Origin of the sequence: Streptomyces marokkonensis, from assembly GCF_008312835.1 — a bacterium.
Taxonomy (GTDB): Bacteria; Actinomycetota; Actinomycetes; order Streptomycetales; family Streptomycetaceae; genus Streptomyces; species Streptomyces marokkonensis_A.
This window is the reverse complement of the sequence record NZ_VSKS01000026.1, coordinates 75,633-102,535: the sequence shown is the minus strand read 5'-3', so window position 1 is coordinate 102,535 and position 26,903 is coordinate 75,633. Positions and strand designations below refer to the sequence as shown.

The following is a 26,903-nucleotide window of genomic DNA, read 5'->3' as shown; positions in this document are numbered from 1 at the left end:
GGGCCACACACCCCCGCCACCCCACCCGGCCCCCGGCCCCCCCACCCCGGGAGCACCCGCCACCCCGCCCCATACGGCCCCGGCCCCCTTCGCCCCGTACCCGCCCCCGTACACGCCGGGAGCGCCGCCCGCGCCCGCGTGGCAGCCGCCGCCGGGCTACGGCACCACGCCCACCGCACCGCCCGACCAGTCCGCCCCGCCCGCCGCAGCCCCCGCGGCCCCCGCACCCGCCGGCCGCGCCACCGAGGCCGGCGCGGAGACGGGGCCGTCGCGGGGCGACACCGCTCAGGAGGAAGGCCCATGACGGCCACCGGCCCGGTGCCCGCCCCGACGACGACCGCGGACACCCCCGATCCCGCTCGGGCCCCCACGCGCGCGCCCTCACCGCCCACGGCGGCCCGCGCACAGTTGTGCGAGCGGCTGTTGGCGGACCTGCGTACCGAGATCGCCCGCGCCGACAGCAAGGCAGCCGTCCTGGTCGCCGCCCTCGGCATCACCGCGGGTGTCTTCAGCGGACTGCTCGCCGGCCGGAACTGGTCCCCGGACACCCTGTCGGCGGCCGGCGCCGCGGTGTGGTGGGCCGGGACGTCGGCCCTCGCCCTCTCCCTGTTCGCGCTGCTCCTGGCCGTACTGCCCCGCTACCGCAGCGGGACGTGGGTCCAGGGGCAGCCGCTGTCGTACTTCGGGGACATCCAGCGGGCCGTGCGGGCGGGCCGGCTGGACACCGCGCTCGCCGACACCGAGGCCGACCCGGTGGCCGGTCTGACGGCGGCACTCACGGAGACGAGCCGGATCGCCTGGCGCAAGCACCAGTGGATCCGCACCGGCCTGATCGCCTTCTGCACCGGAACGCTCCTGCTGCCCGCCTCCCTGCTGATCGGCTGACCCACGGGCCGGCCCCGCTCACGTGAAAGCGAAGGAAGCACCATGACCCAGCCCCCGCCGCCCCCGCCGGAGTACCCCGAGCCGACCGGCCGGCCACATGAGCCGCAGGCCGCGCAGGTCCCCCCGCAGTACCCGGGGCCCCACCCCCAGCAGGCCGCGCCCCAGACCCCGCCCGGGGCCCAGCCCTTCATCCCTCCGCAGTTCCCGCACACACCGCAGTACCCGCCGCCCCACGCCCAGCAGACCGCCCCGCAGGCCCCGCCGCCCCAGCCCCACGTCCCCCCGCAGTACCCCCAGGCGCCGCAGTACCCGAGCACCCCACAGGCCCCGCAGTACCCGCAGGCCTCGCAGTACCCGACCGCCCCGCAGTACCCCCAGGGCGCGACCGCCCCGCAGCCTCCCCACCCGCAGGCCGCCGCGCCTCCCGCGCCGCCCGCGCCCGACTCCCCGCTGCACCCGCACCACATCAGCACCGACCGCGGCCGGGTCCACATCGCCGGGCAGCAGCGCCGCACCGACGCCACGGCCTTCGGCAATCTGCTCCTCCACCTGCCGAACTTCCTGTGCAGCCTCGTGGTCGTCGCCCTGATCTCGCTCCCCCTCGGCGGATTCGGCGTCCTGGTCGTCCTGGCCTGGCTGGCCAGCGGCGCACTCGTGTTCCACCGGCCGACGGAAAGCGCCCTCGCGCGCCATCTGCTCCGTCTGCGCTACCCCACCCCGCAGGAAAGAGCCAAAATCGAGCCGGTCTGGCGCGAGGTCACCGCCCGCGCGGGCGTCGAGGGCCGGAACTACGAGCTGTGGGTCGAGGACAGCGACAGCCTCAACGCGGTCGCCGCGGCCGGGCACATCGTCGGCGTCACCCGGTTCGCCATGAACCAGCTGCCCAACGGCGAGCTGGCCGCCGTCATGGCCCACGAGCTGGGCCACCACGTCGGCGGTCACGCCTGGTCCGGACTGCTCGGGTACTGGTACGCGCTGCCCGGCCGCATCGCCTGGCGGGTGCTGCGCGCGGTCACCGCTTTCATGTTCCGGGTGTCCCGGGTGTTCTCCTGCTTCGGCGTGCTGTTCTTCGGCCTGTTCGTCGGCGGCATCGCACTCGCCACGATCAGCACCCTGTACGGCCTGCCGCTGCTGATCCTCGCCATGCCGTACGCGCTCGCCGCCGTCGGCCGCCGGTCCGAGCTGCGCGCCGACCAGCACGCCGCAGCGCTCGGCTTCGCCCCGATGCTGGCCGCCGTACTGGAGAAGCTGCACCACCAGGAGCAGCAGCAGGTCGCCGCGCTCACCGCGGCAAACGGAGGCGCGCCGGTCACCGAGACCCCGGTGAGCACGCTGCTGTCCTCACACCCGGACTACCACACCCGGCTGCACCACCTGCAGCCGTACCTCCAGCCCACCCGCTGACGGCGCCGACCCGCGCCGCCTGCCGTCGGCCGGTCAGCCGGTCAGCCGGTCAGCCGGTCAGCCGGTCAGGACGACCCCGCCAGCACGGCCAGCAGGCCGATCAGGCTCAGGAACGCCGCCCAGCCCGCGACCGACAGCCAGCCGAGCACCAGTCCCGTCAGGGCGAAGCCGTCACCGCCCTCGCCGGTGCTGCGTATCTCCGACTGCGCCATGTGGCCGAGGATCACGGCCGGAAGTCCCGTGAGCCCGCCGGTGGCCACGCACAGGACGCCGCAGATCATCGAGGCGATCGCCTTGCCGTTGGTCCTCGGCTGCGGCCGGGGCAGGAAGGTCGCCGGCACCGGCCCGGCGGCCGCCACCGGCTGGGGCAGCGGGCCCTGCGGCAGATCGGCGACCAGCAGCGACAGCTCCGCCACGGTGCGGGCCGAGTAGGCCCGGGCGACGCGCTTCTCGAACTCGGGGTGGTCCAGCCTGCCCTCGCCGTACCCGGCGCGCAGGACGTCCACCGCACGCTCGCGCTCGGCGTGCGAGGCCAGCATCGACGGGGCACCGGGGCCCTGCAACGGGTTGCCCTGCCACGGAGTCGGGTACGACACGGCTGCCTCCCGGGGGGCCGGACAGATAACCCTGAATAGCCACTTCACCCACTTGAACGCACCGTACCGGGAGTTTGGTTCCACCGGCCCCTCGCGCGGCGCGCGGACTCGCGGCCCGGCACGCCGAAGGGCGGCCACCCCGTACGGAGTGACCGCCCCTCGGATCAAGCGGCTCGCTTACTGGTTGTACGGACCGTAGTCGTAGTCCTCCAGCGGAACGGCCTGGCCGGAGCCCGTGCCGAACGGCGAGTAGTCGATGTCGTCGTAGCCGACGGCCGAGTACATCGCGGCCTTGGCCTCCTCGGTCGGCTCGACCCGGATGTTGCGGTAGCGGGACAGGCCCGTACCGGCCGGGATGAGCTTACCGATGATGACGTTCTCCTTGAGGCCGATGAGGCTGTCGGACTTGGCGTTGATCGCCGCGTCCGTCAGGACTCGGGTCGTCTCCTGGAAGGAGGCGGCCGACAGCCAGGACTCCGTCGCCAGCGAGGCCTTGGTGATACCCATCAGCTGCGGACGACCGGAGGCCGGGTGACCGCCCTCCTGGACCACACGACGGTTCTCGGTCTCGAACTTCGAGCGCTCGACCAGCTCGCCGGGCAGCAGCTCGGCGTCGCCCGACTCGATGATCGTCACACGGCGCAGCATCTGCCGGATGATGATCTCGATGTGCTTGTCGTGGATCGACACACCCTGCGAGTTGTAGACCTTCTGGACCTCGCCGACCAGGTGGACCTGGACGGCACGCTGACCCAGGATGCGCAGCACGTCGTGCGGGTTGGTGGCACCCACGGTGAGCTGCTGGCCCACCTCGACGTGCTCGCCCTCGGAGACCAGGACCTTGGCACGCTTGGAGATCGGGAACGCCGTCTCGTCGCTGCCGTCGTCCGGGGTGACCACGAGCTTCTTGGTCTTCTCGGTCTCCTCGATCCGCACGCGGCCGGAGGCCTCGGAGATCGGGGCGACACCCTTCGGCGTACGGGCCTCGAAGAGCTCGACGACACGGGGCAGACCCTGGGTGATGTCGTCACCGGCCACACCACCGGTGTGGAAGGTACGCATCGTCAGCTGGGTACCGGGCTCACCGATGGACTGGGCGGCGATGATGCCGACCGCCTCACCGATGTCGACCAGCTTGCCCGTGGCCAGCGAGCGGCCGTAGCACATCGCGCAGGTGCCGACGGCGGACTCGCAGGTCAGGACCGAGCGGGTCTTGACCTCCTCGACACCGCGGGAGACGAGCTCCTCGATGAGGACGTCGCCCAGGTCGGTGCCGGCCGGGCCAAGCACCTGGCCGTCGACCACGATGTCCTCGGCGAGGCAGCGCGCGTACACGGACGTCTCGACGTCGCCTTCCTTGCGCAGGACGCCGTCCGCGCCCCGGCTCGCGATCTTGAGACGCAGACCGCGGTCGGTGCCGCAGTCCTCCTCGCGAATGATGACGTCCTGGGAGACGTCGACCAGACGACGGGTGAGGTAACCCGAGTCGGCGGTACGCAGAGCGGTGTCCGCCAGACCCTTACGGGCACCGTGCGTGGAGATGAAGTACTCCAGCACGGACAGACCCTCACGGAACGAGGCCTTGATGGGCCGCGGGATCGTCTCGTTCTTCGCGTTCGACACCAGACCACGCATACCGGCGATCTGACGCATCTGCATCATGTTGCCTCGTGCACCCGAGTTCACCATCATGAAGATCGGGTTGGTCTTCGGGAAGTTGTCGTTCATCGCCTCGGCGACCTCGTTGGTCGCCTTGGTCCAGATCGCGATGAGCTCCTGCGTGCGCTCGTCCTTGGTGATCAGACCGCGCTCGTACTGCTTCTGGACCTTCTCGTCCTGCGCCTCGTACCCGCGGACGATCTCCTTCTTCGCCTCGGGAACGACGACGTCGGAGATGGCGACGGTGACGCCGGAACGGGTGGCCCAGTAGAAGCCGGACGCCTTCAGGTTGTCGAGCGTCGCCGCCACGATGACCTTCGGGTAGCGCTCGGCGAGGTCGTTGACGATCTCGGAGAGCTGCTTCTTGCCGACCTCGTAGTCGACGAACGGGTAGTCCTCGGGCAGCAGCTCGTTGAAGAGCGCGCGGCCCAGGGTGGTGTTCAGCCGGAAGCTGTCACCCTGCTGCCACTCGGGCTCGCCCTCCTCGCGCGCCGGCGGGGTCCAGCCGCGCGGCGGGATGGTGCCGACCGGGAAGCGGACGTCGATCTTCGACTGGAGCGACAGCTCGCCCGCGTCGAAGGCCATGATCGCCTCCGCGACCGAGGCGAAGGAACGGCCCTCGCCCTTGAGGTCGCGCATCTCGCCGTCGGTGGTGAGGAAGAACAGACCGAGGACCATGTCCTGGGTCGGCATCGTCACCGGACGGCCGTCGGCCGGCTTGAGGATGTTGTTCGAGGACAGCATCAGGATGCGGGCCTCGGCCTGCGCCTCCGCGGACAGCGGCAGGTGCACGGCCATCTGGTCACCGTCGAAGTCCGCGTTGAACGCGGTGCAGACGAGCGGGTGGATCTGGATGGCCTTGCCCTCGACCAGCTGCGGCTCGAAGGCCTGGATACCGAGGCGGTGCAGCGTGGGCGCACGGTTCAGCAGCACCGGGTGCTCGGCGATGACCTCTTCGAGGACGTCGTACACCACGGTGCGGCCGCGCTCGACCATGCGCTTGGCCGACTTGATGTTCTGCGCGTGGTTCAGGTCGACCAGGCGCTTCATCACGAACGGCTTGAACAGCTCAAGCGCCATCGCCTTCGGCAGACCGCACTGGTGCAGCTTCAGCTGCGGGCCGACGACGATCACGGAACGCGCCGAGTAGTCGACACGCTTGCCGAGGAGGTTCTGACGGAAGCGGCCCTGCTTGCCCTTGAGCATGTCGGACAGCGACTTCAGCGGACGGTTGCCGGGGCCCGTCACCGGGCGGCCGCGACGGCCGTTGTCGAAGAGCGCGTCGACGGCCTCCTGGAGCATGCGCTTCTCGTTGTTCACGATGATCTCGGGCGCACCGAGGTCGAGAAGCCGCTTCAGGCGGTTGTTGCGGTTGATGACGCGGCGGTACAGGTCGTTCAGGTCGGAGGTCGCGAAGCGGCCACCGTCCAGCTGCACCATCGGACGCAGGTCCGGCGGGATGACCGGCACGCAGTCGAGCACCATGCCCTTGGGGCTGTTGGACGTCTGCAGGAACGCGGAGACGACCTTCAGGCGCTTGAGCGCACGGGTCTTCTTCTGGCCCTTGCCGGTGCGGATGATCTCGCGGAGCTTCTCGGCCTCCTCGTCGAGGTCGAAGGACTCCAGGCGCTTCTGCAGCGCCGCGGCACCCATCGAACCGTCGAAGTACGTGCCGAAGCGGTCGCGCAGCTCGCGGTAGAGCAGCTCGTCGCCCTCGAGGTCCTGGACCTTGAGGTTCTTGAACCGGCTCCACACCTCGTCGAGGCGGTCGATCTCGCGCTGCGCGCGGTCGCGCAGCTGCTTCATCTCACGCTCGGCACCCTCGCGCACCTTGCGGCGCACGTCGGCCTTGGCGCCCTCGGCCTCGAGCTCGGCCAGGTCGGTCTCGAGCTTCTTGGCGCGGGCCTCGAGGTCGGCGTCGCGGCGGTTCTCGATCTGCTGGCGCTCGACGGAGACGTGGGCCTCCAGCGAGGGCAGGTCGCGGGTGCGGCGCTCCTCGTCGACGTACGTGATCATGTACGCCGCGAAGTAGATGACCTTCTCCAGGTCCTTCGGGGCGAGGTCGAGCAGGTAGCCCAGTCGCGACGGAACACCCTTGAAGTACCAGATGTGCGTGACGGGCGCCGCCAGCTCGATGTGGCCCATGCGCTCACGGCGCACCTTGGCGCGCGTGACCTCGACGCCACAGCGCTCGCAGATGATGCCCTTGAAGCGGACGCGCTTGTACTTGCCGCAGTAGCACTCCCAGTCCCGGGTCGGACCGAAGATCTTCTCGCAGAAGAGTCCGTCCTTCTCGGGCTTGAGGGTGCGGTAGTTGATGGTCTCGGGCTTCTTGACCTCGCCGTGGCTCCACTGACGGATGTCGTCAGCGGTGGCCAGGCCGATCCGGAGCTCGTCGAAGAAGTTGACGTCGAGCACTATGCGTCAATCCCTCTCAGGGTTGTAAGTCTTGGGGTCTGATACGGGGGTCCTGGGGCGGGCGGCCCGATGTTCGTCAGGCCGCCCCACTCCCGTCAGACCTCTTCGACGCTGCTCGGCTCGCGCCGGGACAGGTCGATGCCGAGCTCCTCCGCAGCGCGGAAGACGTCCTCGTCGGTGTCACGCATCTCGATGGACATACCGTCGCTGGACAGCACCTCCACGTTCAGGCACAGGGACTGCATCTCCTTGATGAGGACCTTGAAGGACTCGGGGATGCCGGGCTCGGGGATGTTCTCGCCCTTGACGATGGCCTCGTAGACCTTCACGCGGCCGGTGACGTCGTCGGACTTGATGGTCAGCAGCTCCTGGAGCGCGTAGGCGGCGCCGTACGCCTCGAGTGCCCACACCTCCATCTCGCCGAACCGCTGGCCACCGAACTGAGCCTTACCGCCCAGCGGCTGCTGGGTGATCATGGAGTACGGACCGGTCGAACGCGCGTGCAGCTTGTCGTCGACCAGGTGGTGCAGCTTCAGGATGTACATGTAGCCGACCGAGATCGGGTCCGGGAACGGCTCACCCGAGCGGCCGTCGAACAGCCGCGCCTTGCCGGACGGGAGGACCATGCGGTCGCCGTCGCGGTTGGGGATGGTGTGCTCCAGCAGACCGGCGAGCTCGTCCTCGCGGGCACCGTCGAAGACCGGGGTGGCCACGTTGGTACGGGGCTCGACCTGGTCCGCGCCGATCGCCTGGAGGCGCTGCGCCCACTCGTCCGCGAGGCCGGAGACGTCCCAGCCCTGGCTGGCGAGCCAGCCGAGGTGGATCTCCAGGACCTGTCCCGGGTTCATCCGGGACGGCACGCCCAGCGGGTTGAGGATGATGTCGACCGGGGTCCCGTCCTCGAGGAACGGCATGTCCTCGATGGGCAGGATCTTGGAGATGACGCCCTTGTTGCCGTGCCGGCCGGCGAGCTTGTCACCGTCGGTGATCTTGCGCTTCTGCGCGACGTAGACGCGCACCAGCTGGTTCACACCGGGGGGAAGCTCGTCGCCCTCCTCGCGGTCGAAGACGCGCACGCCGATGACCTTGCCGGTCTCGCCGTGCGGCACCTTCAGCGAGGTGTCACGGACCTCACGGGCCTTCTCACCGAAGATCGCGCGCAGCAGACGCTCCTCGGGGGTCAGCTCGGTCTCACCCTTGGGCGTGACCTTGCCGACGAGGATGTCACCGGCGATGACCTCGGCACCGATGCGGATGATGCCGCGCTCGTCGAGGTCGGCGAGGACCTCCTCGGAGACGTTCGGGATGTCCCGGGTGATCTCCTCGGGGCCGAGCTTGGTGTCACGGGCGTCGACCTCGTGCTCCTCGATGTGGATCGAGGAGAGGACGTCGTCCTGCACGAGGCGCTGCGACAGGATGATCGCGTCCTCGTAGTTGTGACCCTCCCACGGCATGAACGCGACCAGCAGGTTCTTGCCGAGCGCCATCTCGCCGTTCTGGGTGGCCGGACCGTCGGCGAGGACCTGGCCCTCGATGATCCGGTCGCCCTCGGCGACGATGACCTTCTGGTTGACCGAGGTCCCCTGGTTGGACCGGGAGAACTTGGCGAGGCGGTACGTGATGTACGTGCCGTCGTCGTTGGCGGTGGTGATGTAGTCCGCGGAGACCTCCTGGACCACACCCGCCTTCTCGGCCTTGACCACGTCGCCGGCGTCGACGGCGGAGCGGTACTCCATGCCGGTGCCGACGAGCGGGGACTCGCTCTTGATGAGCGGCACGGCCTGGCGCATCATGTTCGCGCCCATGAGGGCACGGTTGGCGTCGTCGTGCTCGAGGAACGGGATCATGGCGGTCGCGACCGACACCATCTGGCGCGGCGAGACGTCCATGTAGTCGACGTCGTCGCCGGGGACGTAGTCGACCTCGCCGCCGCGGCGGCGGACCAGGATGCGGTTCTCGACGAAGCGCATCTCGTCGTTGAGCGGCGCGTTGGCCTGCGCGATGACGAAGCGGTCCTCCTCGTCGGCGGTCAGGTAGTCCACCTCGTCGGTGACCTGGCCGTCGACGACCTTGCGGTACGGCGTCTCGATGAAGCCGAACGGGTTGATCCGCCCGTAGGAGGCGAGCGAACCGATCAGACCGATGTTCGGGCCTTCCGGCGTCTCGATCGGGCACATGCGGCCGTAGTGCGACGGGTGCACGTCACGGACCTCGAAGCCGGCCCGCTCACGGGAGAGACCACCCGGGCCGAGGGCGTTCAGACGACGCTTGTGCGTCAGCCCCGACAGCGGGTTGTTCTGGTCCATGAACTGGGACAGCTGGCTGGTGCCGAAGAACTCCTTGATGGAGGCGACGACCGGCCGGATGTTGATCAGCGTCTGCGGCGTGATCGCCTCGACGTCCTGGGTGGTCATGCGCTCGCGCACGACGCGCTCCATACGGGCGAGACCCGTACGGACCTGGTTCTGGATCAGCTCGCCGACGTTGCGGATACGACGGTTGCCGAAGTGGTCGATGTCGTCGGTCTCGACGATGATCGAGCGACCGGACTCGCCGACCGTCTCGGTCTCACCGGCGTGCAGCTTCACCAGGTACTTGATGGTGGCGATGATGTCGTCGGTGGTGAGCACGCCGGCGTCCAGCGGCTCGTCCCCGCCGAGCTTCTTGTTCACCTTGTAGCGGCCGACCTTGGCGAGGTCGTAGCGCTTGGGGTTGAAGTACAGGTTCTCGAGCAGCGTCTGCGCGGCCTCACGCGTGGGGGGCTCGCCCGGACGCAGCTTGCGGTAGATGTCGAGCAGCGCGTCGTCCTGGCCCTGGGTGTGGTCCTTCTCCAGGGTGGCGCGCATGGACTCGTACTCGCCGAACTCCTCGAGGATCTGCTCGGTGGTCCAGCCGAGCGCCTTCAGGAGGACGGTGACGGACTGCTTGCGCTTGCGGTCGATGCGCACACCGACCATGTCGCGCTTGTCGATCTCCATCTCCAGCCAGGCACCCCGGGACGGGATGATCTTGGCGGAGAAGATGTCCTTGTCGGACGTCTTGTCGATGGACGAGTCGAAGTAGACGCCGGGCGAGCGGACCAGCTGGGACACCACGACACGCTCGGTGCCGTTGATGACGAAGGTGCCCTTGTTCGTCATGAGCGGGAAGTCGCCCATGAAGACGGTCTGGGACTTGATCTCGCCGGTCTCGTTGTTGGTGAACTCAGCCGTGACGAAGAGCGGGGCGGCGTACGTGAAGTCGCGCTCCTTGCACTCGTCGATGGAGTTCTTCGGCGGCTCGAAGCGGTGGTCGCGGAAGGTCAGCGACATCGACCCGGAGAAGTCCTCGATCGGGGAGATCTCTTCGAAGATCTCCTCCAGACCGGACTTGGTGGGGACGTCCTGCCCGTTCTCGAGAGCCTCCTCGACCCGACTCTGCCAGGCGGTGTTTCCGAGCAGCCAGTCGAAGCTCTCGGTCTGCAGCGCGAGCAGGTTCGGAACCTCGAGAGGCTCCTTGATCTTTGCAAAGGAGATGCGCAGCGGGGCGGTGCTGGCGCCGTTGTTCGTATTCGCGGTCGAGGCGTTGCGCGAGGCGGCCAAGAGGGGGTCCTTCCGAGGGCTCGGACTCACTACGCGCGTACCGGCCCCCCACTGTGCACGGGGACAGATTCCGCCGATGTGGACAAAAGCCCAGGTCGGAGATCATCTGGTCGTCGTGCTCGAGTGAGGGCATGCCCCTGGTGACGGGCAGGGGACAGCTAACAGGCAGCGCAAAGGGTCAGTGTAGCCACTTGGCACACTGATGTCCAGTTCGGTGTACGAGACCGGGTAGAGGCCCTCGTTGTACTCAACTCCTGCGACAAGGCGCTGCCCTCAACGCACCGTGATACTGCCCTCTTTGCCGTCGATCCATGCCTCGGATTCGGATCCTTGTGACGACGCGTCCTGAGAATTGCGCGCTGCGTGCGGTTCGTCAAGGCCCCCCTTGCCACGATCGCCTGCCACGAGGCGATTCTTCGCGGGCTGTGGAGGCACAACGAAGATCACCCTACCCCCCGCCGTCCCGGGTGCAAGGCAGCCGCTGCCGGACCCCCCGATACGCCGAGGAGCGACCACCCGGATGGATGATCGCTCCTCGGCGCTTGAGCGTTACACGTCCCGTGGGACGCGGTGCGGATCCTGCCGGACCCGCGAGGTGTTACTTGACCTCGACGGAGGCGCCGGCGCCCTTGAGGGACTCGGCGGCCTTCTCGGCGGCGTCCTTGGCGACCTTCTCGAGAACGGGCTTCGGGGCGCCGTCCACGAGGTCCTTGGCCTCCTTCAGACCCAGGGAGGTCAGCTCACGCACGACCTTGATGACCTGGATCTTCTTGTCGCCGGCACCGGTGAGGATGACGTCGAACTCGTCCTTCTCCTCGGCGGCCTCGGTCGGGGCGGCCGGACCGGCCGGACCGGCGACGGCGACCGCGGCGGCGGCGGTGACGTCGAACTTCTCCTCGAAGGCCTTCACGAACTCGGAGAGCTCGATGAGGGTCATCTCCTCGAACTGGGCGAGCAGGTCTTCCTGGCTGAGCTTCGCCATGATGGCGGTCCTTCCACTAATTCGGCAGGTGCCGGATGTACGGGGTGAGGCGGGCGTACGTCGGGCCCGCATCGACCCTCGCCTCAGGCGGCGAGGATCGGAAAGCGAGCCGAATTACTCGGCACCGCCCTGCTCGTCCTGCTTGGCACGGAGCGCGTCCACGGTGCGGACGAGCTTCGAGGGGAGCGCCTGGAAGAGCTGTGCAGTCTGCGTCTGCTTGCCCTTGAAAGCGCCCGCCAGCTTGGCGAGCAGAACCTCGCGGGACTCGAGGTCCGCAAGCTTCTTGATCTCGTCGGCGGACATCGCCTTGCCGTCAAGGACACCGCCCTTGATGACGAGATTCGGGTTGTCCTTGGCGAAGTCACGAAGACCCTTCGCCGACTCCACCGGGTCACCGGTGACGAAGGCGACTGCCGTCGGACCGTTGAACAGGTCGTCCAGCGTCGTGATCCCGGCCTCGTTGGCCGCAATCTTGGTCAGCGTGTTCTTCACCACGGCGTACTGGGCGTTCTCACCGAGCGAACGGCGCAGCTGCTTGAGCTGGGCCACGGTGAGACCGCGGTACTCGGTCAGCACGGCAGCGCTGGAGTTGCGGAACTGGTCCGTCAACTCGGCAACCGCGGCAGCCTTGTCGGGCCTCGCCATAGAGCCTCGGCCTCCTTCCGGGTGATTCGGACCGCGCGGACCCGAAGGAGGACTGGGGAAAACGAAACGCCCCGGGCGCAGGCGCACGGGGCGTAGCTCAACCGGCACTCGCCTGCTCGAGGCGGCGAACTCCGGGAACTCTTCCACTGACACCTGCGCGGGTCGTCCGCAGTTCAGCGGATCCTTCGGCCACCGCACCCTCGGATGAGCGCACGGCAACGACCAGCGGTCTTTGGCTTCTGTGGAAGAGTACGCGAACGGATCGGCGTCAGGCAAATCCGCCGATCGGGGGCACCAAGAGCCTCAGGAGCCGGCACCGGCCTCGGAGCCGGCACCCAGGTCCTCCAGCTCCTTCATCATCTCCATGAAGTCGAAGGTGTCCTTCGCCGGCGGGGCCTCCACCTCGGCCGCGGCGCCGTAGTCGGAGTAGTGGGCCGTCATGTTCATCGTGCCCTGGGGGAACTTCATGCCGACGACCATCTTGGCCGGGTAGTTGTCCTCGTTGACCCAGAACTCGGTGTCGTACCCCTTCAGGCCCGACTTCTTCACGCCGGCGACGAGCTCCTCGCGCTCCTTCTCGGAGAGCATGTCGAGGGACTTGTTGGCGTCGAGCATCTCCTCGAAGCTCAGCGTGCCCTTGTAGTGCTGCGTCTGGACGCCGTCGACCTTCTCCGAGCCCACGTGCTTCAGGTTCGGCGACTCCAGGAGCAGGGCGAGCTGCTGGGCCGGGTCCTGGTTCATGTTCTCCATGCCGCCGGTCATCTGCTGCTGCAGGGCCGGGTCACCGGACGCCTCGGCGATGGCGCCGAAGTCCATCTTCATCCAGCGCTTGCCGTCCATCTCGGCGGCCTGCTTCGCGCCCATGTCCATGTACATGGCGTCGTCCAGCATGATCATGCGCACCTGCTCGGGGGCGTCCGGGTCGCCCGCCGTGAGCGCGGAGCCCTTCATGGTGACGTCCAGGACGGTCGGGTCCCAGCCCTGCACGCCGGACATCTCCATGGTGCCACCGCCGCTCATGGCCGCCGGCATCGTCATGGTCATCCGCACCTTGGAGGACTTGGCCTCCGAGGTCTTCTTGAAGGCGGCCTGGAGGACCTTCGTCATCTGGTTCTGCGTCTGGACCTCGGACTGTGCCGAGTCCGCGGCCTTCTTGCCGCCGTCGTCACCGTTACCGCACCCTGCGGCACCGGTAACGACGGCCACGGCCGCCAGACAGGCTCCCGCGCGCTTCCAAACGGCCATGCCCATGAATCCCACCCCTGAGTTGTTTCGCTGTGCTACGTCTGTGAAGTCAAAGGAACGGTAACCCACCGGGCTGACACTGTCGTACGGAAAAGCCCGTCCCCGCGCCTCAACGAGGCGCGGGGACGGGCTTCTTCACAGCGCGCGGGCCCGGTCGGCCCACCCGGCTCAGACCGCGGCCGGGTCCTCCTCGACGAGGAGGTTGCGGGTGCGGTTCGGGTCGAGCGGGATGCCGGGGCCCATCGTGGTGCTGATGGCGGCCTTCTTGATGTAACGGCCCTTGGCGGCGGACGGCTTCAGACGGAGGATCTCCTCCAGCGCGGCGCCGTAGTTCTCCACCAGCTTGGTGTCGTCGAAGGACGACTTGCCGATGATGAAGTGCAGGTTCGCGTGCTTGTCGACACGGAACTCGATCTTGCCACCCTTGATGTCGTTGACAGCCTTGGTGACGTCCGGGGTCACGGTGCCGGTCTTCGGGTTCGGCATCAGACCACGGGGACCGAGCACACGGCCGAGGCGGCCGACCTTGCCCATGAGGTCCGGGGTGGCGACGACGGCGTCGAAGTCCAGACGGCCCTTCGACACCTCGTCGATCAGTTCGTCGGCGCCGACGATGTCGGCGCCCGCGGCACGCGCGGCCTCGGCACGGTCACCGGTCGCGAAGACCAGGACCCGGGCGGTCTTGCCGGTGCCGTGCGGGAGGTTCACGGTGCCACGGACCATCTGGTCGGCCTTGCGCGGGTCGACACCCAGGCGGAAGGCGACCTCGACGGTGCCGTCGAACTTGGTCGTGGACGTCTCCTTGGCGAGACGGACGGCCTCGAGCGGGGCGTACAGCTTCTCCCGGTCGATCTTGGCGTCCGCAGCGCGGAGAGACTTGCTGCGCTTGCTCACTGAAAGCTCCTGTGGAATCTGAGGAGTCGTGGTCCGGGCCGAGCAGGCCCTGCCACTACTGCTTGGCTTACGGGGGTGGAGGTCAGCCCTCGACCGTGACGCCCATGGAACGGGCGGTGCCGGCGATGATCTTCTCGGCGGCGTCCAGGTCGTTGGCGTTGAGGTCGGGCATCTTGGTGGTGGCGATCTCACGGACCTGGTCGCGCGTGATCTTCGCGACCTTGGTCTTGTGCGGCTCGCCGGAGCCCTTCTCCACGCCCGCGGCCTTGAGGATCATCTTGGCGGCCGGCGGGGTCTTCGTGATGAAGGTGAAGGAACGGTCCTCGTAGACCGTGATCTCCACCGGGATGACCCAACCGCGCTGCGACTCGGTCGCGGCGTTGTAGGCCTTGCAGAACTCCATGATGTTGACGCCGTGCTGGCCCAGCGCGGGGCCGACCGGCGGGGCCGGGTTGGCGGCACCGGCCTGGATCTGGAGCTTGATGAGCCCCGTGACCTTCTTCTTCTTGGGAGGCATGGCTCTCCGGGTCCTTTCGATTCGGGTCCTGCCCACGTCATGGGGACAACCCGGACGCAGGCATACCGCACAACGATAACGGGTATAGATGCGCGGCCAAAAACCGAGCAGGTCAGCCGAGTGCGCGAGCGCTCGCCTGACCTGCTCGGAAGCTGTGTGCCAGAAGAACTAGTTCTTCTGGATCTGGTCGAAGGAGAGCTCGACCGGCGTCTCGCGGCCGAAGATCTCCACCAGGCCCTTGACCTTCTTGGAGTCGGGGTTGATCTCGTTGATGGTCGCCTGGAGCGTGGCGAACGGGCCGTCGGTGACGGTGACCGAGTCGCCGACCTCGAAGTCCAGCACCTGGACCTCGACCTTGCGCTGCGGCGCCGGCTTGCCCTCGGCCTCGGCGGCCTCGCGGGCGGCCTTCTCCTCGGCCTCCGGGGCGAGCATCTTCACGATCTCGTCCAGCGTCAGCGGGTACGGGTCGTAGGCGTTGCCCACGAAGCCGGTGACACCGGGGGTGTTGCGGACGACGCCCCAGGACTCGTTCGTCAGGTCCATGCGGACCAGGACGTAGCCCGGGAGCTTGTTCTGCTTGATCGTCTTGCGGTCGCCGTTCTTGATCTGGACGACCTCTTCCTGCGGCACCTCGGCCTGGAAGATGTAGTCCTCGACATTCAGCGAGACGGCGCGCTGCTCCAGGTTGGTCTTCACCCGGTTCTCGTAGCCCGCGTACGTGTGGATGACGTACCACTCGCCGGGGAGGGTCCGCAGTTCATCGCGGAGCTTCTCGACCGGGTCGCGGTCGTCCTGGGGCTCTTCGGCCTCCTCGGCCGCTTCGACGGCCTCGGTCTCATCGGCCTCGGCGGTCTCGTCCGCCTCGGCGGTCTCGTCCGCGGTGGTGCCGGCAGCCTCGGCCTCGGCGGAGGCCTCGGTGTCCTCGACGTCCGCGCCCTCGACGGCGGCGCGCGCGTCCTCGGCGGACTCGGCCCCTTCGCCGTACGGCTCAACGGCGTCGTTCACGTTCGGGTCAGACACGGTGGCTGCTTCTTCCTGGATACATAGGGGTGGAACATGCGAAAGGAGCGCCGGGTACCTCGGCGCTCTTCGCTCGGGGATCAGCCGAAGACGTACTTGGCGGCGTTGCTGAGGCCATAGTCGATCAGGGTGATCAGGCCGATCATCACGACCACGAAGATGATCACTGCGGTGGTGTACGACGTCAGCTGGTTGCGGGTCGGCCAGACGACCTTGCGCAGCTCCGCCACGATCTGGCGGTAGAAGAGCGCGAGGCGCCTCAGCGGACCCTTCTTGGCCCGCTTGCCGCCCTTGCGGGTCTTCTTGGAGTCCGGCGCCTCGTCCTCGGCATCAGGCATGTCGATGGAGCCCACGGCGTCCGTCACTCGTCCTCACCTGATTCCGGGTCGTGGCCGTGCCGCGCCCGGTCCGAGCCCGCACGGCGGTGCATTGCTGTACGTACATGCGCACACATCCTGGCGATGGTGTGTGTAGCAGGGCCGGAGGGACTTGAACCCCCAACCGCTGGTTTTGGAGACCAGTGCTCTACCAATTGAGCTACGACCCTTTGTGTGTCCCCCAACGTACCGCATCCGACCGGATGCTTGGTGTGCACCGGCTGAGCGCGGGCCGCTGATGGCCAACGAGGTGAGAGTGTACGTGTTCCTGGGCCGGGCGTCGAACAGAAAGTGCCCGGGACGGACCGCCCGGGCGGCGTCCTGGCGGAAGATCGTCCTGGCCACGCGGTCACGACGGGGTGGATCCGGACTGGTGTCCAGTGGTTTGCCCGGTCATGTTCAGTCCGTGAAACCCCCGTGCCCCGCAGGTTTCCGGTCTGGAACGATGGACCCATGAGCGCTGCAACCCCTCCCACCGAGCGCCGGGTCTCCGCCCGAGTCGGCGCGATCTCCGAGTCCGCCACCCTCGCCGTGGACGCCAAGGCCAAGGCCCTCAAGGCCGCCGGGCGACCGGTGATCGGCTTCGGCGCCGGTGAGCCCGACTTCCCGACGCCGGACTACATCGTCGAGGCCGCGATCGAGGCCTGCAAGAACCCGAAGTACCACCGCTACACGCCGGCCGGCGGTCTGCCCGAGCTGAAGTCCGCGATCGCCGCCAAGACGCTGCGCGACTCCGGCTACGAGGTCGACCCGTCCCAGATCCTCGTCACCAACGGCGGCAAGCAGGCCATCTACGAGGCCTTCGCCGCGATCCTCGACCCGGGCGACGAGGTCATCGTCCCGGCTCCGTACTGGACGACGTACCCGGAGTCGATCCGGCTGGCCGGCGGTGTGCCGGTCGAGGTCGTCGCCGACGAGACCACGGGCTACCGCGTGAGCGTGGAGCAGCTGGAGGCCGCCCGCACCGAGAAGACGAAGGTCGTCCTCTTCGTCTCCCCGTCGAACCCGACCGGCGCGGTCTACAGCGAGGCCGAGACCGAGGCCATCGGCCGCTGGGCCGTGGAGCACGGGCTGTGGGTGCTGACGGACGAGATCTACGAGCACCTGGTCTACGGCGACGCCGTGTCCGTGTCCCTGCCGGCGCTGCTGCCCGAGCTGCGCGACAAGTGCATCGTGGTCAACGGCGTCGCGAAGACGTACGCGATGACGGGCTGGCGGGTCGGCTGGGTCATCGGCCCGAAGGACGTGGTGAAGGCCGCGACCAACCTCCAGTCGCACGCCACGTCCAACGTCTCCAACGTCGCCCAGGCGGCCGCCCTCGCCGCCGTCTCCGGCGACCTGGACGCGGTCGCGACCATGCGCGAGGCCTTCGACCGGCGACGGAAGACCATCGTGCGGATGCTCAACGAGATCGACGGCGTGGTCTGCCCGGAGCCCGAGGGGGCCTTCTACGCCTACCCCTCGGTGAAGGCGCTGATCGGCAAGGAGATCCGGGGCAAGCGGCCGCGGGACTCGGTCGAGCTGGCCGCGCTCATCCTGGAGGAGGCCGAGGTCGCGGTGGTCCCGGGTGAGGCGTTCGGCACCCCGGGCTATCTGCGGCTGTCGTACGCGCTGGGCGACGAGGACCTCGTCGAGGGCGTGAGCCGGATCCAGAAGCTGCTCGCGGAGGCGCGGGACTGACCTCCCCTCCTCCCTCCGCCACAGGGGCGCCCGGACTCACCCCGGGCGCCCCTGTTCGTTTGTGCGAGCAAGACCACGAAAGGGGAAAGCCCTACCGGGACGGACGGGGCGTGCGGCAGGATCCTGGAATGCTGAGCTTTTCAGGGGGGCACCCCCCGAACCCCCCGCGTGTACGTGATGTCTCTGAGCTGCCGAAAGCCCATCTCCACCTGCACTTCACCGGGTCGATGCGGCCCGCCACCCTGCTGGAGCTGGCCGACAAGTACGGGGTGCGTCTGCCCGAGGCGCTGACCGACGCGCTGACCAGCGGGGAGCCGCCGAGCCTGCGGGCCACGGACGAACGCGGCTGGTTCCGTTTCCAGCGGCTGTACGACGCGGCGCGCTCGTGTCTGCGGGAGCCGGAGGACATCCAGCGGCTGGTGCGGGAGGCCGCGGAGGAGGACCTGCGGGACGGCTCGGGCTGGCTGGAGATCCAGGTGGACCCGACGTCGTACGCGCCCCGGCTGGGCGGGCTGATCCCGGCGCTGGAGATCATCCTGGACGCCGTGGACTCGGCGATGCGGGACACCGGGATCGGGATGCGGGTGCTGGTGGCCGCCAACCGGATGAGGCATCCGCTGGACGCGCGCACGCTGGCCCGGCTGGCGGTGCGGTACGCGGACCGGGGAGTGGTCGGGTTCGGGCTGTCCAACGACGAGCGGCGCGGAATGGCCCGCGACTTCGACCGGGCGTTCGCGATCGCACGGGACGGCGGGCTGCTGTCCGCGCCGCACGGCGGCGAGCTCGCGGGAGCGGCGTCGGTCCGGGACTGCCTGGACGACCTGGAGGCGCACCGGATCGGGCACGGGGTGCGGGCGGCGGACGACCCGCGGCTGATGCAGCGGCTCGCCGACCGTCAGGTGACGTGCGAGGTGTGCCCGGCGTCGAACGTGGCGCTGGGGGTCTACGAGAAGCCCGAGGACGTACCGCTGCGCACCCTGTTCGAGGCGGGAGTGCCGCTGGCGCTGGGCGCGGACGACCCGCTGCTGTTCGGCTCCCGGCTGGCCGCGCAGTACGAGATCGCGCGGGTCCACCACGGGTTCACGGACGCGGAGCTCGCGGAGGTGGCCCGCCAGTCGGTGCGCGGCTCGGCGGCCCCGGAGGACGTCACGGAGAAGTTGCTCTCGGGGATCGACGACTGGCTGGCCGCCCCGGTGGCCTGAAGTGCTGGTGGGGCGGGTACGCCCGGAAGCCGCTGCCCGGCTCCTGCCCCTGCCCCCGGGTCAGGGGCAGGAGCGTGGTGTGCCGCGCCGCGAGGCGCGGCTGGACCACCCGGAAGGCGTACCGGCCGGCGCGCGGCCTGAATTCGCCGGCCCTCAGCCGCACAGAAGCTGCCTCATGGACCAAGGGGCAATCGCCGCGCCGGGGCACCGGCAACCGGGATACCGCCCTCACCCGGGCCGGATCAGAGGCTGACGCCCACCGTGACCGGCTCGTTGACGAGGGTGATCCCGAACGCGTCCCGGACCCCCGCGACCACCTCGCGGGCGAGCGCCAGCAGGTCCTCGGTGGTCGCCTCGCCCCTGTTGGTGAGGGCGAGGGTGTGCTTGGTGGAGATGCGGGCCGGGCCGTGGCCGTACCCCTTGGCGAAGCCGGCCTTGTCGATCAGCCAGGCCGCGGAGGTCTTGGTGCGGCCCTCGCCCGCGGGGTAGGCGGGGGCCTCGACGCCGTCGCCGAGCCGCTCCCGCACGCGCGTGCGGAATGCGGCGAACGTCTCGTCGTCGAGGATCGGGTTGGTGAAGAACGAACCGGCCGACCAGGTGTCGTGGTCGTCGGGGTCCAGGACCATGCCCTTGCCCGCCCGGAGCGCCAGGACCGTCTCGCGTGCCGTGGCCAGCGGCACCCGGTCGCCCGGCGCGACGCCGAGGACGCGGGCCGTCTCGGCGTACCTGACGGGACCGGACAGGCCGCCGGCGTCCTCCAGCGCGAAGCGCACGCGCAGGACCACGTAGCGCTCGGGGTCGGACTTGAAGCGGCTGTGGCGGTACGAGAAGGCACACTCCTCGTTGCTCAGGGTGACGGTCTCCCGGGCCCGGCGGTCGTAGGCGACGACCTCGGTGATGGTGGAGGAGACCTCCTGGCCGTACGCCCCGACGTTCTGGATCGGGGTGGCACCCGCGGAGCCGGGAATGCCGGCCAGGCACTCGACACCGGCGAGGCCCGCCTCCACGGCGCGGGCGACGGCGTCCGTCCACACCTCGCCGGCCGCCAGCTCCAGGCTGGTGCCGTCCAGGGTGAAGCCGCGGGTGGCGACGACGAGGGCGGTGCCGTCGAAGCCCTTGTCGCCGATGACCAGGTTGGATCCGCCGCCGATGATCAGCAGCGGTGTGCCGCTGTCGTCGGCGTCCCGGACGACGGCGATCACCTCGTCGTCGGTCGTCGCGGTGACCAGCCGGGTCGCGGGGCCGCCCAGCCGGAAGGTGGTCAGCGGGGCGAGGGGGGCGTCGTGGAGTTCCTGCACGGGCTCAAGACTACGAGACGGCACCGACAGCCCCGCTCCCCCGACCGCTCCGGTCAGCCCAGCCGGACGACCGCCCGCGACATCCCCAGGACCTTCTGTCCGGCGTTGGTCGCGGTGAGGTCCACGCGGACCGTGTTGTCGTCGAGCTTGGCGGCGACCTTGCCGCTGACCTCGATGACGGTGCCCCGGTCGTCGTTGGGCACGACGACCGGACGGGTGAAGCGGACGCCGTACTCGACGACCGCGCCCGGGTCGCCCACCCAGTCGGTCACCACGCGGATCGCCTCGGCCATGGTGAACATGCCGTGCGCGATCACGTCGGGCAGGCCGACCTCCTTGGCGAACTTCTCGTTCCAGTGGATGGGGTTGAAGTCGCCGGAGGCGCCCGCGTACTGGACGAGGGTGGCCCGGGTCACGGGGAACGTCTGTGCGGGCAGCTCGGTGCCGACCTCGACGTCGGCGTAGGAGATCTTCGCCGTCATGGTGTTGTTCACCCCTCCTCGGCCGGGCGGGCCACCAGCTTGGTCCAGGCGGTCACGACGTGTTCGCCGGCCTGGTCGTGCACCTCGCCACGGATGTCCAGCACCTCGTTGCCGGCCATCGACCTGATCTTCTCGATGGTCGAGGTCACGGTCAGCCGGTCACCGGCGCGCACCGGGCGGTTGTACGCGAACTTCTGGTCGCCGTGCACCACACGGCTGTAGTCGAGGCCGAGCTGCGGGTCGGCGACGACCTGGCCGGCGGCCTTGAAAGTGATCGAGAACACGAAGGTCGGCGGGGCGATCACATCGGGGTGACCGAGCGCCTTGGCGGCTTCCGTGTCCGTGTACGCCGGGTTGGCGTCCCCCACAGCCTCGGCGAACTCACGGATCTTCTCCCGGCCCACCTCGTAGGGCTCGGTGGGCGGGTAGCTCCGCCCCACGAAGGACTGGTCGAGCGCCATGCGCGCGGCACCTCCTGTATCTGAACCGAAACGACACGAGGCCGCCCCCCGAGTGGGGAGACGGCCTCGTGTACGAGCCTGTTTTATCGCGTCTCGCGATGCGCGGTGTGCGCATTGCAACGCGGGCAGTGCTTCTTCATCTCAAGACGGTCCGGGTTGTTACGCCGGTTCTTCTTGGTGATGTAGTTCCGCTCCTTGCACTCCACGCAGGCCAGCGTGATCTTCGGGCGGACGTCGGTGGCAGCCACGTGAGTGCTCCTTGACGAACGGATTGACTGTATTAACGCAAGAAGAGTAGCCGATCGAAGGACCGACCCCGCAATCGGCTACTGTCTGTAGCGGTGACCGGACTTGAACCGGTGACACAGCGATTATGAGCCGCTTGCTCTACCGACTGAGCTACACCGCTTTGATGCGATCCGGCCCCGCCTCGCGACGGGAACCTCACACACCAGAGCCCCAAAACGGAATCGAACCGTTGACCTTCTCCTTACCATGGAGACGCTCTGCCGACTGAGCTATTGGGGCGAGCGATGAAGACATTACACGGTCCGCCGCCGTTCGCCCAAATCCGTTTCGACCCCCCGACCTGTCCTGTGCGGACCACGCCGGTACGACTATTGCGCTCCTCCCGGCGAGCGGCGGGCGGTCATCCTAGGCTCGACTCACTCTGCGTGATCTTGTCTCAGCGTGACGTGCGACCTCGTGCGCAGCCCGAGCCCCAGGAGCGCGATGCCCGAAAGCCAGCCGCAGCCACCGTCCGACCCGTGGCCCTCGCTCCCGGGTCCGGGTGCGGCCGACCCGGCCCCGCTCCTGCTGTGCGGCGCGCGGCTCACCGACGGCCGCACCGTCGACGTACGGCTGGGCGGCGGGCGCATCGAGGCGGTCGGTACGGCCGGCAGCCTGGCGGCGGACGGCACGCGCGCGTGCGGCACCCGGGTCGACCTCACCGGCTACCTGCTCCTGCCGGCCCCCGCCGAACCCCACGCCCACGCGGACACCGCCCTGTCCGCAGACGACGGCCCCGTCTCGTACGAGCCCCGGGACGTCCAGCGGCGGGCGACCGAGGCGGCGCTGCTCCAGCTCGGGCACGGCGCGACGGCGCTGCGGGCCCATGTGCGCGTGGGCGGCCTGGCCGGACTCGGCGCGCTGACCGCCGTCCTGCGGGCGGGGCGCTCACTGCGTGGGCTGGCCGAGCTGACGACGGTGGCGATGCCGCGGGTGCTGACGGGGGTGGCCGGGGCGGACGGGCTCGCGGTGCTGCGGGACGCGCTGAAGATGGGTGCCTCCGTGGTGGGCGGCTGTCCGGACCTCGACCCCGATCCCACGGGCTATGTGGAGGCGGTCCTGGAGGTCGCAGCCGAGCACGGCTGCCCCGTCGACCTGCACACGGACGCGGCCGATCCCGCCCGGCTGGCCCGGTTCGCGGCGATGGCGGGCGGGCTGCGGCCGGGGGTCGCCCTCGGCCCCTGCGGCGGTCTCGCCGGACTGCCGGCCGAACTGGCCGCCCGGACCGCGGACCGGCTCGCCGCGGCCGGGGTGACGGTGGTGTGTGTCCCGCAGGGCGGCTGCGGTGCCGCGGACGGCCGGGGCGCGGCACCGGTACGGCTGTTGCGCTCGGCGGGGGTGCGGGTGGCCGCCGGGAGCGGTGCCCTGCGGGACGTGTCCAACCCGGTGGGCCGCGGTGACCCGCTGGAGGCCGCCTATCTGCTGGCCACGCACCAGGGTCTGGCCGCCGGGGACGCCTATGCCGCGGTGAGCACGTCGGCGCGGGCGGTTCTGGGGCTGCCCGAGGTGCGCGTGGAGGCGGGTTTCCCCGCCGAGTTGCTCGCGGTCCGCGGGGACGGGCTCCCGGGCGCGCTGTCACTGGCGTACAGCCGCATCGTGGTGCACGGGGGCCGGGTGGTGGCGCGGACGAGCGCGGTGCGGGAGTACTGCGATTCGTCGGGCACGGTGGGGCCGGGACTGCCTCGGCAGGGGCGCGGGTCCGCGTAGGCGGGGGAGTTGGCGCGTGGCGCGCGGATTCGTGCGGTGGTGGCGGGCGCCCCGTGGGCGTCGCTCGGCGGATGCGGCCGCCCCGGCGTACGGTCGAAGACATGCGCATTGTCATCGCTGGTGGTCATGGTCAGATCGCGCTGCGGCTGGAGCGGCTGCTCGCCGCGCGCGGGGACGAGGTGGCGGGCATCATCCGCAAACCCCAACAGGCTGACGAACTAAGGCAATTGGGTGCCGAACCGGTCGTCCTCGACCTGGAGTCGGCCTCGGTGGAGGAGGTCGCGCAGCGGCTGGAGGGCGCGGACGCGGCGGTGTTCGCGGCGGGCGCAGGTCCGGGCAGCGGGGTGGACCGCAAGGAGACGGTGGACAAGGCGGCGGCGGTCCTCTTCGCGGACGCGGCCGTCCGCGCGGGAGTGCGGCGCTTCGTGATCGTGTCGTCCATGGGCGCGGACGCGGCGCACCGGGGCGACGAGGTCTTCGACGTGTACCTGCGCGCCAAGGGCGAGGCGGACGCGTACGTCCGCGGCCTGGACGGCCTGGACTGGACGATCCTGCGCCCCGGCCAGCTCACCGACGACGCCGGCACCGGCCTGGTCCGCCTGGAGGCCCACACGGGCCGCGGTCCGGTCCCGCGCGACGACGTGGCCGCCGTCCTGGCGGAACTGGTGGACACGCCGGCGACGGCCGGACTGACCCTGGAGCTCATCAGCGGATCCGCGCCGGTGTCGGTGGCCGTCAAGTCGGTGGCGGGCAACTGAGCGTCACGGGAAGGCGCTAGAAGAGGGACATCTGCCCCGGGAACTCGGGCACCACATGCCCGTCCAGTGACGGCTGCTCCGCCCCGGGCGGGGCGTGCCTGCGCGATCCGGGGCACGAGGTCAGCTCCCCGCTCCCCCGGGCGCCGGGCGGGTCGTGCCGCGCGTACCGCCCGGCGACCACGGCGATCTCGCGACGGCACTCGGGGCAGGAACGGCGACGGGACGACATGCAGCCAGTGTGCCCCGAGGCTCCCGCCCGCGGACCCGAACCGCCCCCGAACACGAGAAACCCCCTCCGGTCTGCGTTTCCGCAGTCCGGAGGGGGTTTACCCCAGTGTGGCGGCGCCAGGATTCGAACCTGGGAAGGCTGAGCCGGCAGATTTACAGTCTGCTCCCTTTGGCCGCTCGGGCACACCGCCGGGGTTGCTGCCCTCGAACCGCCTTGCGGCGGTGCTCCGTGGCAACGACGTAAACAATACCCGATGGACAGGGGTGCTCCGCCACCCGATTGATCGCCACCCGGGGGCCGGCGGGTGACTAGGCTGGACCGGATGCGGTCCGGGGCCGATGCCGGGCTCGGGGCCGCCTCACGTACGCCGGTACGCATTCGGTGCGCAGCCGATACGCACCCCGATTCAAGGAGCCACAGGACATGGCCGACTCCAGTTTCGACATCGTCTCGAAGGTCGAGCGGCAGGAGGTCGACAACGCCCTCAACCAGACCGCCAAGGAGATCTCGCAGCGCTACGACTTCAAGGGCGTGGGCGCCTCGATCTCGTGGTCCGGGGAGAAGATCCTCATGGAGGCGAACTCCGAGGACCGGGTGAAGGCTGTCCTCGACGTCTTCCAGTCCAAGCTGATCAAGCGGGGCATCTCCCTGAAGGCCCTCGACGCGGGCGAGCCGCAGCTCTCGGGCAAGGAATACAAGATCTTCGCGTCCATCGAGGAGGGCATCTCCCAGGACAACGCGAAGAAGGTCGCGAAGATCATCCGGGATGAGGGCCCGAAGGGCGTGAAGGCCCAGGTGCAGGGCGACGAGCTGCGGGTGAGCTCCAAGAGCCGGGACGACCTCCAGGCCGTCATCGCCCTCCTCAAGGGCAAGGACTTCGACTTCGCGCTGCAGTTCGTGAACTACCGGTAGGGCCGCCGGGCGCGGCTGAGAGGGGTGGGCACCCGCACGGTGCCCACCCCGCGTCAGTCGCGTGAGTGGCCGAACAGGATGCGGTAGGCGATCAGGAGGACCAGCGAGCCGCCGATCGCGGCGACCCAGGTGGTGCCGTCGTAGAAGTCCTTGGTGATCGGGTGGTCGAACCAACGGGCCGACATCCAGCCGCCGATGAACGCGCCGGCGACGCCGATCAGGGTGGTGCCGATGAGGCCGCCCGGGTCGCGGCCGGGGAGCAGGAACTTCGCGATCGCTCCGGCCAGCAGCCCCAGGATGATCCAGCTGATGATCGTCATGCCGTACACCTGCCCCTTTCCCGTCGCCCTCGCACCCTGGAAGACGCCACCCGTACATGTGGCGGTTGCACCTGATCAGTAAGGTGCGGTCCTGTGACAGACACGTCCGGCCCCCAACTGCGCCGCACGCTCGGTGTCGGTGACGCCGTCATCATCGGTCTCGGCTCGATGGTGGGAGCCGGGATCTTCGCCGCCCTGGCGCCCGCCGCGCACGCGGCCGGTTCCGGGTTGCTCCTGGGTCTGGCCGTCGCCGCCGTGGTCGCCTACTGCAACGCCACCTCGTCCGCGCGCCTCGCCGCCCTGTACCCCGCTTCGGGCGGCACGTACGTGTACGGGCGCGAGAGGCTCGGGGACTTCTGGGGTTACCTCGCGGGCTGGGCGTTCGTGGTGGGCAAGACGGCCTCCTGTGCGGCGATGGCGCTCACCGTGGGCGCGTACGTCTGGCCGGAGCAGGCGCACGCCGTGGCGGTCGCCGCCGTGGTGCTGCTGACCGCGGTGAACTACGGCGGTGTCCAGAAGTCCGCGTGGCTGACGCGGGCGATCGTGGGTGTGGTCCTGGCGGTCCTCGCCTCCGTGGTGGTCGTGTGTCTGACGTCGGGAGAGGCCGATGCCGGGCGGCTGGACATCGGGGTGTCGGGCGGGGCGGGCGGGGTGCTCCAGGCGGGCGGTCTGCTGTTCTTCGCCTTCGCCGGGTACGCCCGTATCGCGACGCTCGGTGAGGAGGTCAGGGATCCGGCACGCACCATCCCCCGGGCGATCCCCCTGGCGCTCGGCATCGCGCTGGTCGTGTACGCGGCCGTCGCCGTGGCCGTCCTCTCGGTCCTGGGGCCGAAAGGGCTGGGCGACGCCACCGCGCCGCTCGCCGACGCGGTGCGGGCCGCGGGCGTTCCCGGGCTCGCGCCGGTGGTGCGGGTGGGCGCGGCGGTGGCCGCGCTGGGTTCGCTGCTCGCCCTGATCCTGGGGGTCTCGCGGACGACGCTGGCGATGGCCCGGGACCGGCATCTTCCGGGCGCCCTGGCCGCCGCGCATCCGCGGTTCCGGGTGCCGCACCGGGCGGAGCTGGCGGTGGGGCTCGTGGTCGCCGTGCTGGCCGCCACGGTGGATGTGCGGGGTGCGATCGGTTTCTCCTCCTTCGGCGTGCTGACGTACTACGCGGTGGCCAACGCCTCGGCCTGGACGCTCGACGCGAGGGTGGTGGCGCGGGTGGTGCCGGCGGTGGGGCTGGCCGGGTGTCTGGTACTGGCGTTCTCGCTGCCTTGGGTCTCGGTGGTCACGGGCGCGGGGGTCCTGGTGGCCGGCGTGGTGGTGTACGGCGTGCGCGGGCTGAGCGGCCGGCGGTAGCC

24 protein-coding genes, 4 tRNA genes and 1 pseudogene are annotated in these 26,903 nt (G+C 69.7%); 9 read left to right on the top strand and 20 right to left on the bottom strand.

Annotated features, from left to right (window positions below; translation table 11 throughout):
* From F1615_RS36020 to F1615_RS36910, 3 genes and pseudogenes are all read left to right on the top strand, one after another.
* Positions 1 to 304 (top strand): annotated as a pseudogene (locus F1615_RS36020) (2-oxoglutarate dehydrogenase, E2 component, dihydrolipoamide succinyltransferase); the annotation flags it as partial.
* Positions 301 to 885 carry a Pycsar system effector family protein gene (locus F1615_RS31955; protein WP_244328927.1) on the top strand — a complete coding sequence of 195 codons (585 nt, stop codon included), beginning with the start codon at positions 301 to 303 and terminating at the stop codon, positions 883 to 885. The pseudogene F1615_RS36020 and the gene F1615_RS31955, both read left to right, overlap by 4 nt.
* A gap of 42 nt (positions 886 to 927) precedes the next feature.
* Positions 928 to 2,289, top strand: a complete 1,362-nt coding sequence (locus F1615_RS36910; protein ID WP_149552521.1) for a M48 family metalloprotease — start codon at positions 928 to 930, stop codon at positions 2,287 to 2,289.
* A 65-nt stretch (positions 2,290 to 2,354) separates the two neighbouring features.
* Here F1615_RS36910 and F1615_RS31945 read toward each other — a convergent pair whose 3' ends face one another.
* The 11 genes from F1615_RS31945 to F1615_RS31890 all read right to left on the bottom strand — a co-directional run bounded on the left by F1615_RS31945 (position 2,355) and on the right by F1615_RS31890 (position 16,393).
* Entirely contained in the window at positions 2,355 to 2,885 is a 531-nt protein-coding gene (locus F1615_RS31945; protein WP_149552520.1) for a DUF1707 and DUF4190 domain-containing protein, read from the bottom strand.
* Positions 2,886 to 3,062: 177 nt separating this feature from the next.
* Positions 3,063 to 6,962, bottom strand: coding sequence for a DNA-directed RNA polymerase subunit beta' (locus F1615_RS31940; RefSeq protein ID WP_149552519.1), 3,900 nt, complete (start codon positions 6,960 to 6,962; stop codon positions 3,063 to 3,065).
* A gap of 95 nt (positions 6,963 to 7,057) precedes the next feature.
* Positions 7,058 to 10,543 carry a DNA-directed RNA polymerase subunit beta gene (gene rpoB / locus F1615_RS31935; RefSeq protein ID WP_149552518.1) on the bottom strand — a complete coding sequence of 1,162 codons (3,486 nt, stop codon included), beginning with the start codon at positions 10,541 to 10,543 and terminating at the stop codon, positions 7,058 to 7,060.
* Between the two features lie 598 nt (positions 10,544 to 11,141).
* Positions 11,142 to 11,525: a 50S ribosomal protein L7/L12 gene (rplL, locus tag F1615_RS31925; RefSeq protein ID WP_149552517.1), complete on the bottom strand. Its 384-nt coding sequence runs from the start codon at positions 11,523 to 11,525 to the stop codon at positions 11,142 to 11,144.
* 114 nt (positions 11,526 to 11,639) lie between these two features.
* Positions 11,640 to 12,170 (bottom strand): 50S ribosomal protein L10, encoded by a 531-nt coding sequence (gene rplJ, locus F1615_RS31920; protein ID WP_037929502.1) that lies wholly within the window; start codon positions 12,168 to 12,170, stop codon positions 11,640 to 11,642.
* 303 nt (positions 12,171 to 12,473) lie between these two features.
* A complete protein-coding gene (locus tag F1615_RS31915) occupies positions 12,474 to 13,421 on the bottom strand; it encodes a hypothetical protein (RefSeq protein ID WP_149552516.1) in 948 nt (315 codons plus the stop codon).
* 162 nt (positions 13,422 to 13,583) lie between these two features.
* Positions 13,584 to 14,309 (bottom strand): 50S ribosomal protein L1, encoded by a 726-nt coding sequence (gene rplA, locus F1615_RS31910; protein WP_037929493.1) that lies wholly within the window; start codon positions 14,307 to 14,309, stop codon positions 13,584 to 13,586.
* 82 nt (positions 14,310 to 14,391) lie between these two features.
* Positions 14,392 to 14,826 carry a 50S ribosomal protein L11 gene (gene rplK, locus F1615_RS31905; RefSeq protein WP_006130605.1) on the bottom strand — a complete coding sequence of 145 codons (435 nt, stop codon included), beginning with the start codon at positions 14,824 to 14,826 and terminating at the stop codon, positions 14,392 to 14,394.
* A 168-nt stretch (positions 14,827 to 14,994) separates the two neighbouring features.
* On the bottom strand, positions 14,995 to 15,846 hold the full coding sequence (nusG, locus tag F1615_RS31900; protein WP_149552515.1) for a transcription termination/antitermination protein NusG: 852 nt from the start codon (positions 15,844 to 15,846) through the stop codon (positions 14,995 to 14,997).
* Positions 15,847 to 15,926: 80 nt separating this feature from the next.
* Positions 15,927 to 16,211: a preprotein translocase subunit SecE gene (gene secE / locus F1615_RS31895; protein WP_149552514.1), complete on the bottom strand. Its 285-nt coding sequence runs from the start codon at positions 16,209 to 16,211 to the stop codon at positions 15,927 to 15,929.
* 109 nt (positions 16,212 to 16,320) lie between these two features.
* Positions 16,321 to 16,393: transfer RNA gene (locus tag F1615_RS31890), tRNA-Trp, on the bottom strand.
* Between the two features lie 283 nt (positions 16,394 to 16,676).
* Between F1615_RS31890 and F1615_RS31885 the strand changes: the two genes are divergently transcribed.
* Both F1615_RS31885 and F1615_RS31880 read left to right on the top strand, forming a co-directional pair.
* The gene (locus F1615_RS31885; protein ID WP_149552513.1) at positions 16,677 to 17,903 is read left to right on the top strand and encodes a pyridoxal phosphate-dependent aminotransferase; all 1,227 of its coding nucleotides are present in this window, start codon (positions 16,677 to 16,679) and stop codon (positions 17,901 to 17,903) included.
* 128 nt (positions 17,904 to 18,031) lie between these two features.
* Complete coding sequence (locus F1615_RS31880) at positions 18,032 to 19,105, top strand: adenosine deaminase (protein WP_149552512.1); 1,074 nt, start codon at positions 18,032 to 18,034, stop codon at positions 19,103 to 19,105.
* Between the two features lie 242 nt (positions 19,106 to 19,347).
* Here F1615_RS31880 and F1615_RS31875 read toward each other — a convergent pair whose 3' ends face one another.
* From F1615_RS31875 to F1615_RS31850, 6 genes are all read right to left on the bottom strand, one after another.
* A complete protein-coding gene (locus F1615_RS31875) occupies positions 19,348 to 20,403 on the bottom strand; it encodes a UDP-N-acetylmuramate dehydrogenase (protein ID WP_149552511.1) in 1,056 nt (351 codons plus the stop codon).
* A 53-nt stretch (positions 20,404 to 20,456) separates the two neighbouring features.
* Positions 20,457 to 20,885: a MaoC family dehydratase gene (locus tag F1615_RS31870; protein ID WP_149552528.1), complete on the bottom strand. Its 429-nt coding sequence runs from the start codon at positions 20,883 to 20,885 to the stop codon at positions 20,457 to 20,459.
* An 8-nt stretch (positions 20,886 to 20,893) separates the two neighbouring features.
* Complete coding sequence (locus tag F1615_RS31865; protein ID WP_149552510.1) at positions 20,894 to 21,346, bottom strand: MaoC family dehydratase N-terminal domain-containing protein; 453 nt, start codon at positions 21,344 to 21,346, stop codon at positions 20,894 to 20,896.
* Between the two features lie 83 nt (positions 21,347 to 21,429).
* Positions 21,430 to 21,594: a 50S ribosomal protein L33 gene (gene rpmG, locus F1615_RS31860; RefSeq protein WP_003948671.1), complete on the bottom strand. Its 165-nt coding sequence runs from the start codon at positions 21,592 to 21,594 to the stop codon at positions 21,430 to 21,432.
* 88 nt (positions 21,595 to 21,682) lie between these two features.
* Positions 21,683 to 21,755: transfer RNA gene (locus F1615_RS31855), tRNA-Met, on the bottom strand.
* 46 nt (positions 21,756 to 21,801) lie between these two features.
* A tRNA-Thr gene (locus F1615_RS31850) sits at positions 21,802 to 21,874 on the bottom strand.
* 204 nt (positions 21,875 to 22,078) lie between these two features.
* On the opposite strand from F1615_RS31850, the gene F1615_RS31845 reads away from it, so the two are divergent.
* Positions 22,079 to 23,341 carry an amidohydrolase family protein gene (locus F1615_RS31845; RefSeq protein WP_149552509.1) on the top strand — a complete coding sequence of 421 codons (1,263 nt, stop codon included), beginning with the start codon at positions 22,079 to 22,081 and terminating at the stop codon, positions 23,339 to 23,341.
* 101 nt (positions 23,342 to 23,442) lie between these two features.
* Complete coding sequence (locus F1615_RS31840; protein ID WP_149552508.1) at positions 23,443 to 24,099, top strand: SDR family oxidoreductase; 657 nt, start codon at positions 23,443 to 23,445, stop codon at positions 24,097 to 24,099.
* Between the two features lie 16 nt (positions 24,100 to 24,115).
* On the opposite strand, the gene F1615_RS31835 is transcribed toward F1615_RS31840, so the two are convergent.
* Entirely contained in the window at positions 24,116 to 24,328 is a 213-nt protein-coding gene (locus tag F1615_RS31835) for a hypothetical protein (RefSeq protein ID WP_149552507.1), read from the bottom strand.
* A gap of 108 nt (positions 24,329 to 24,436) precedes the next feature.
* Positions 24,437 to 24,518 (bottom strand) — tRNA-Tyr (locus tag F1615_RS31830).
* Positions 24,519 to 24,751: 233 nt separating this feature from the next.
* Here F1615_RS31830 and F1615_RS31825 point away from each other — a divergent pair.
* Positions 24,752 to 25,240, top strand: a complete 489-nt coding sequence (locus tag F1615_RS31825) for a YajQ family cyclic di-GMP-binding protein (protein WP_024883143.1) — start codon at positions 24,752 to 24,754, stop codon at positions 25,238 to 25,240.
* Positions 25,241 to 25,293: 53 nt separating this feature from the next.
* On the opposite strand, the gene F1615_RS31820 is transcribed toward F1615_RS31825, so the two are convergent.
* Positions 25,294 to 25,560, bottom strand: a complete 267-nt coding sequence (locus F1615_RS31820; RefSeq protein WP_149552506.1) for a GlsB/YeaQ/YmgE family stress response membrane protein — start codon at positions 25,558 to 25,560, stop codon at positions 25,294 to 25,296.
* Between the two features lie 93 nt (positions 25,561 to 25,653).
* Here F1615_RS31820 and F1615_RS31815 point away from each other — a divergent pair, with 93 nt between their 5' ends.
* The gene (locus F1615_RS31815; protein ID WP_149552505.1) at positions 25,654 to 26,901 is read left to right on the top strand and encodes an APC family permease; all 1,248 of its coding nucleotides are present in this window, start codon (positions 25,654 to 25,656) and stop codon (positions 26,899 to 26,901) included.
* The last annotated feature ends 2 nt before the right edge of the window (positions 26,902 to 26,903 follow it).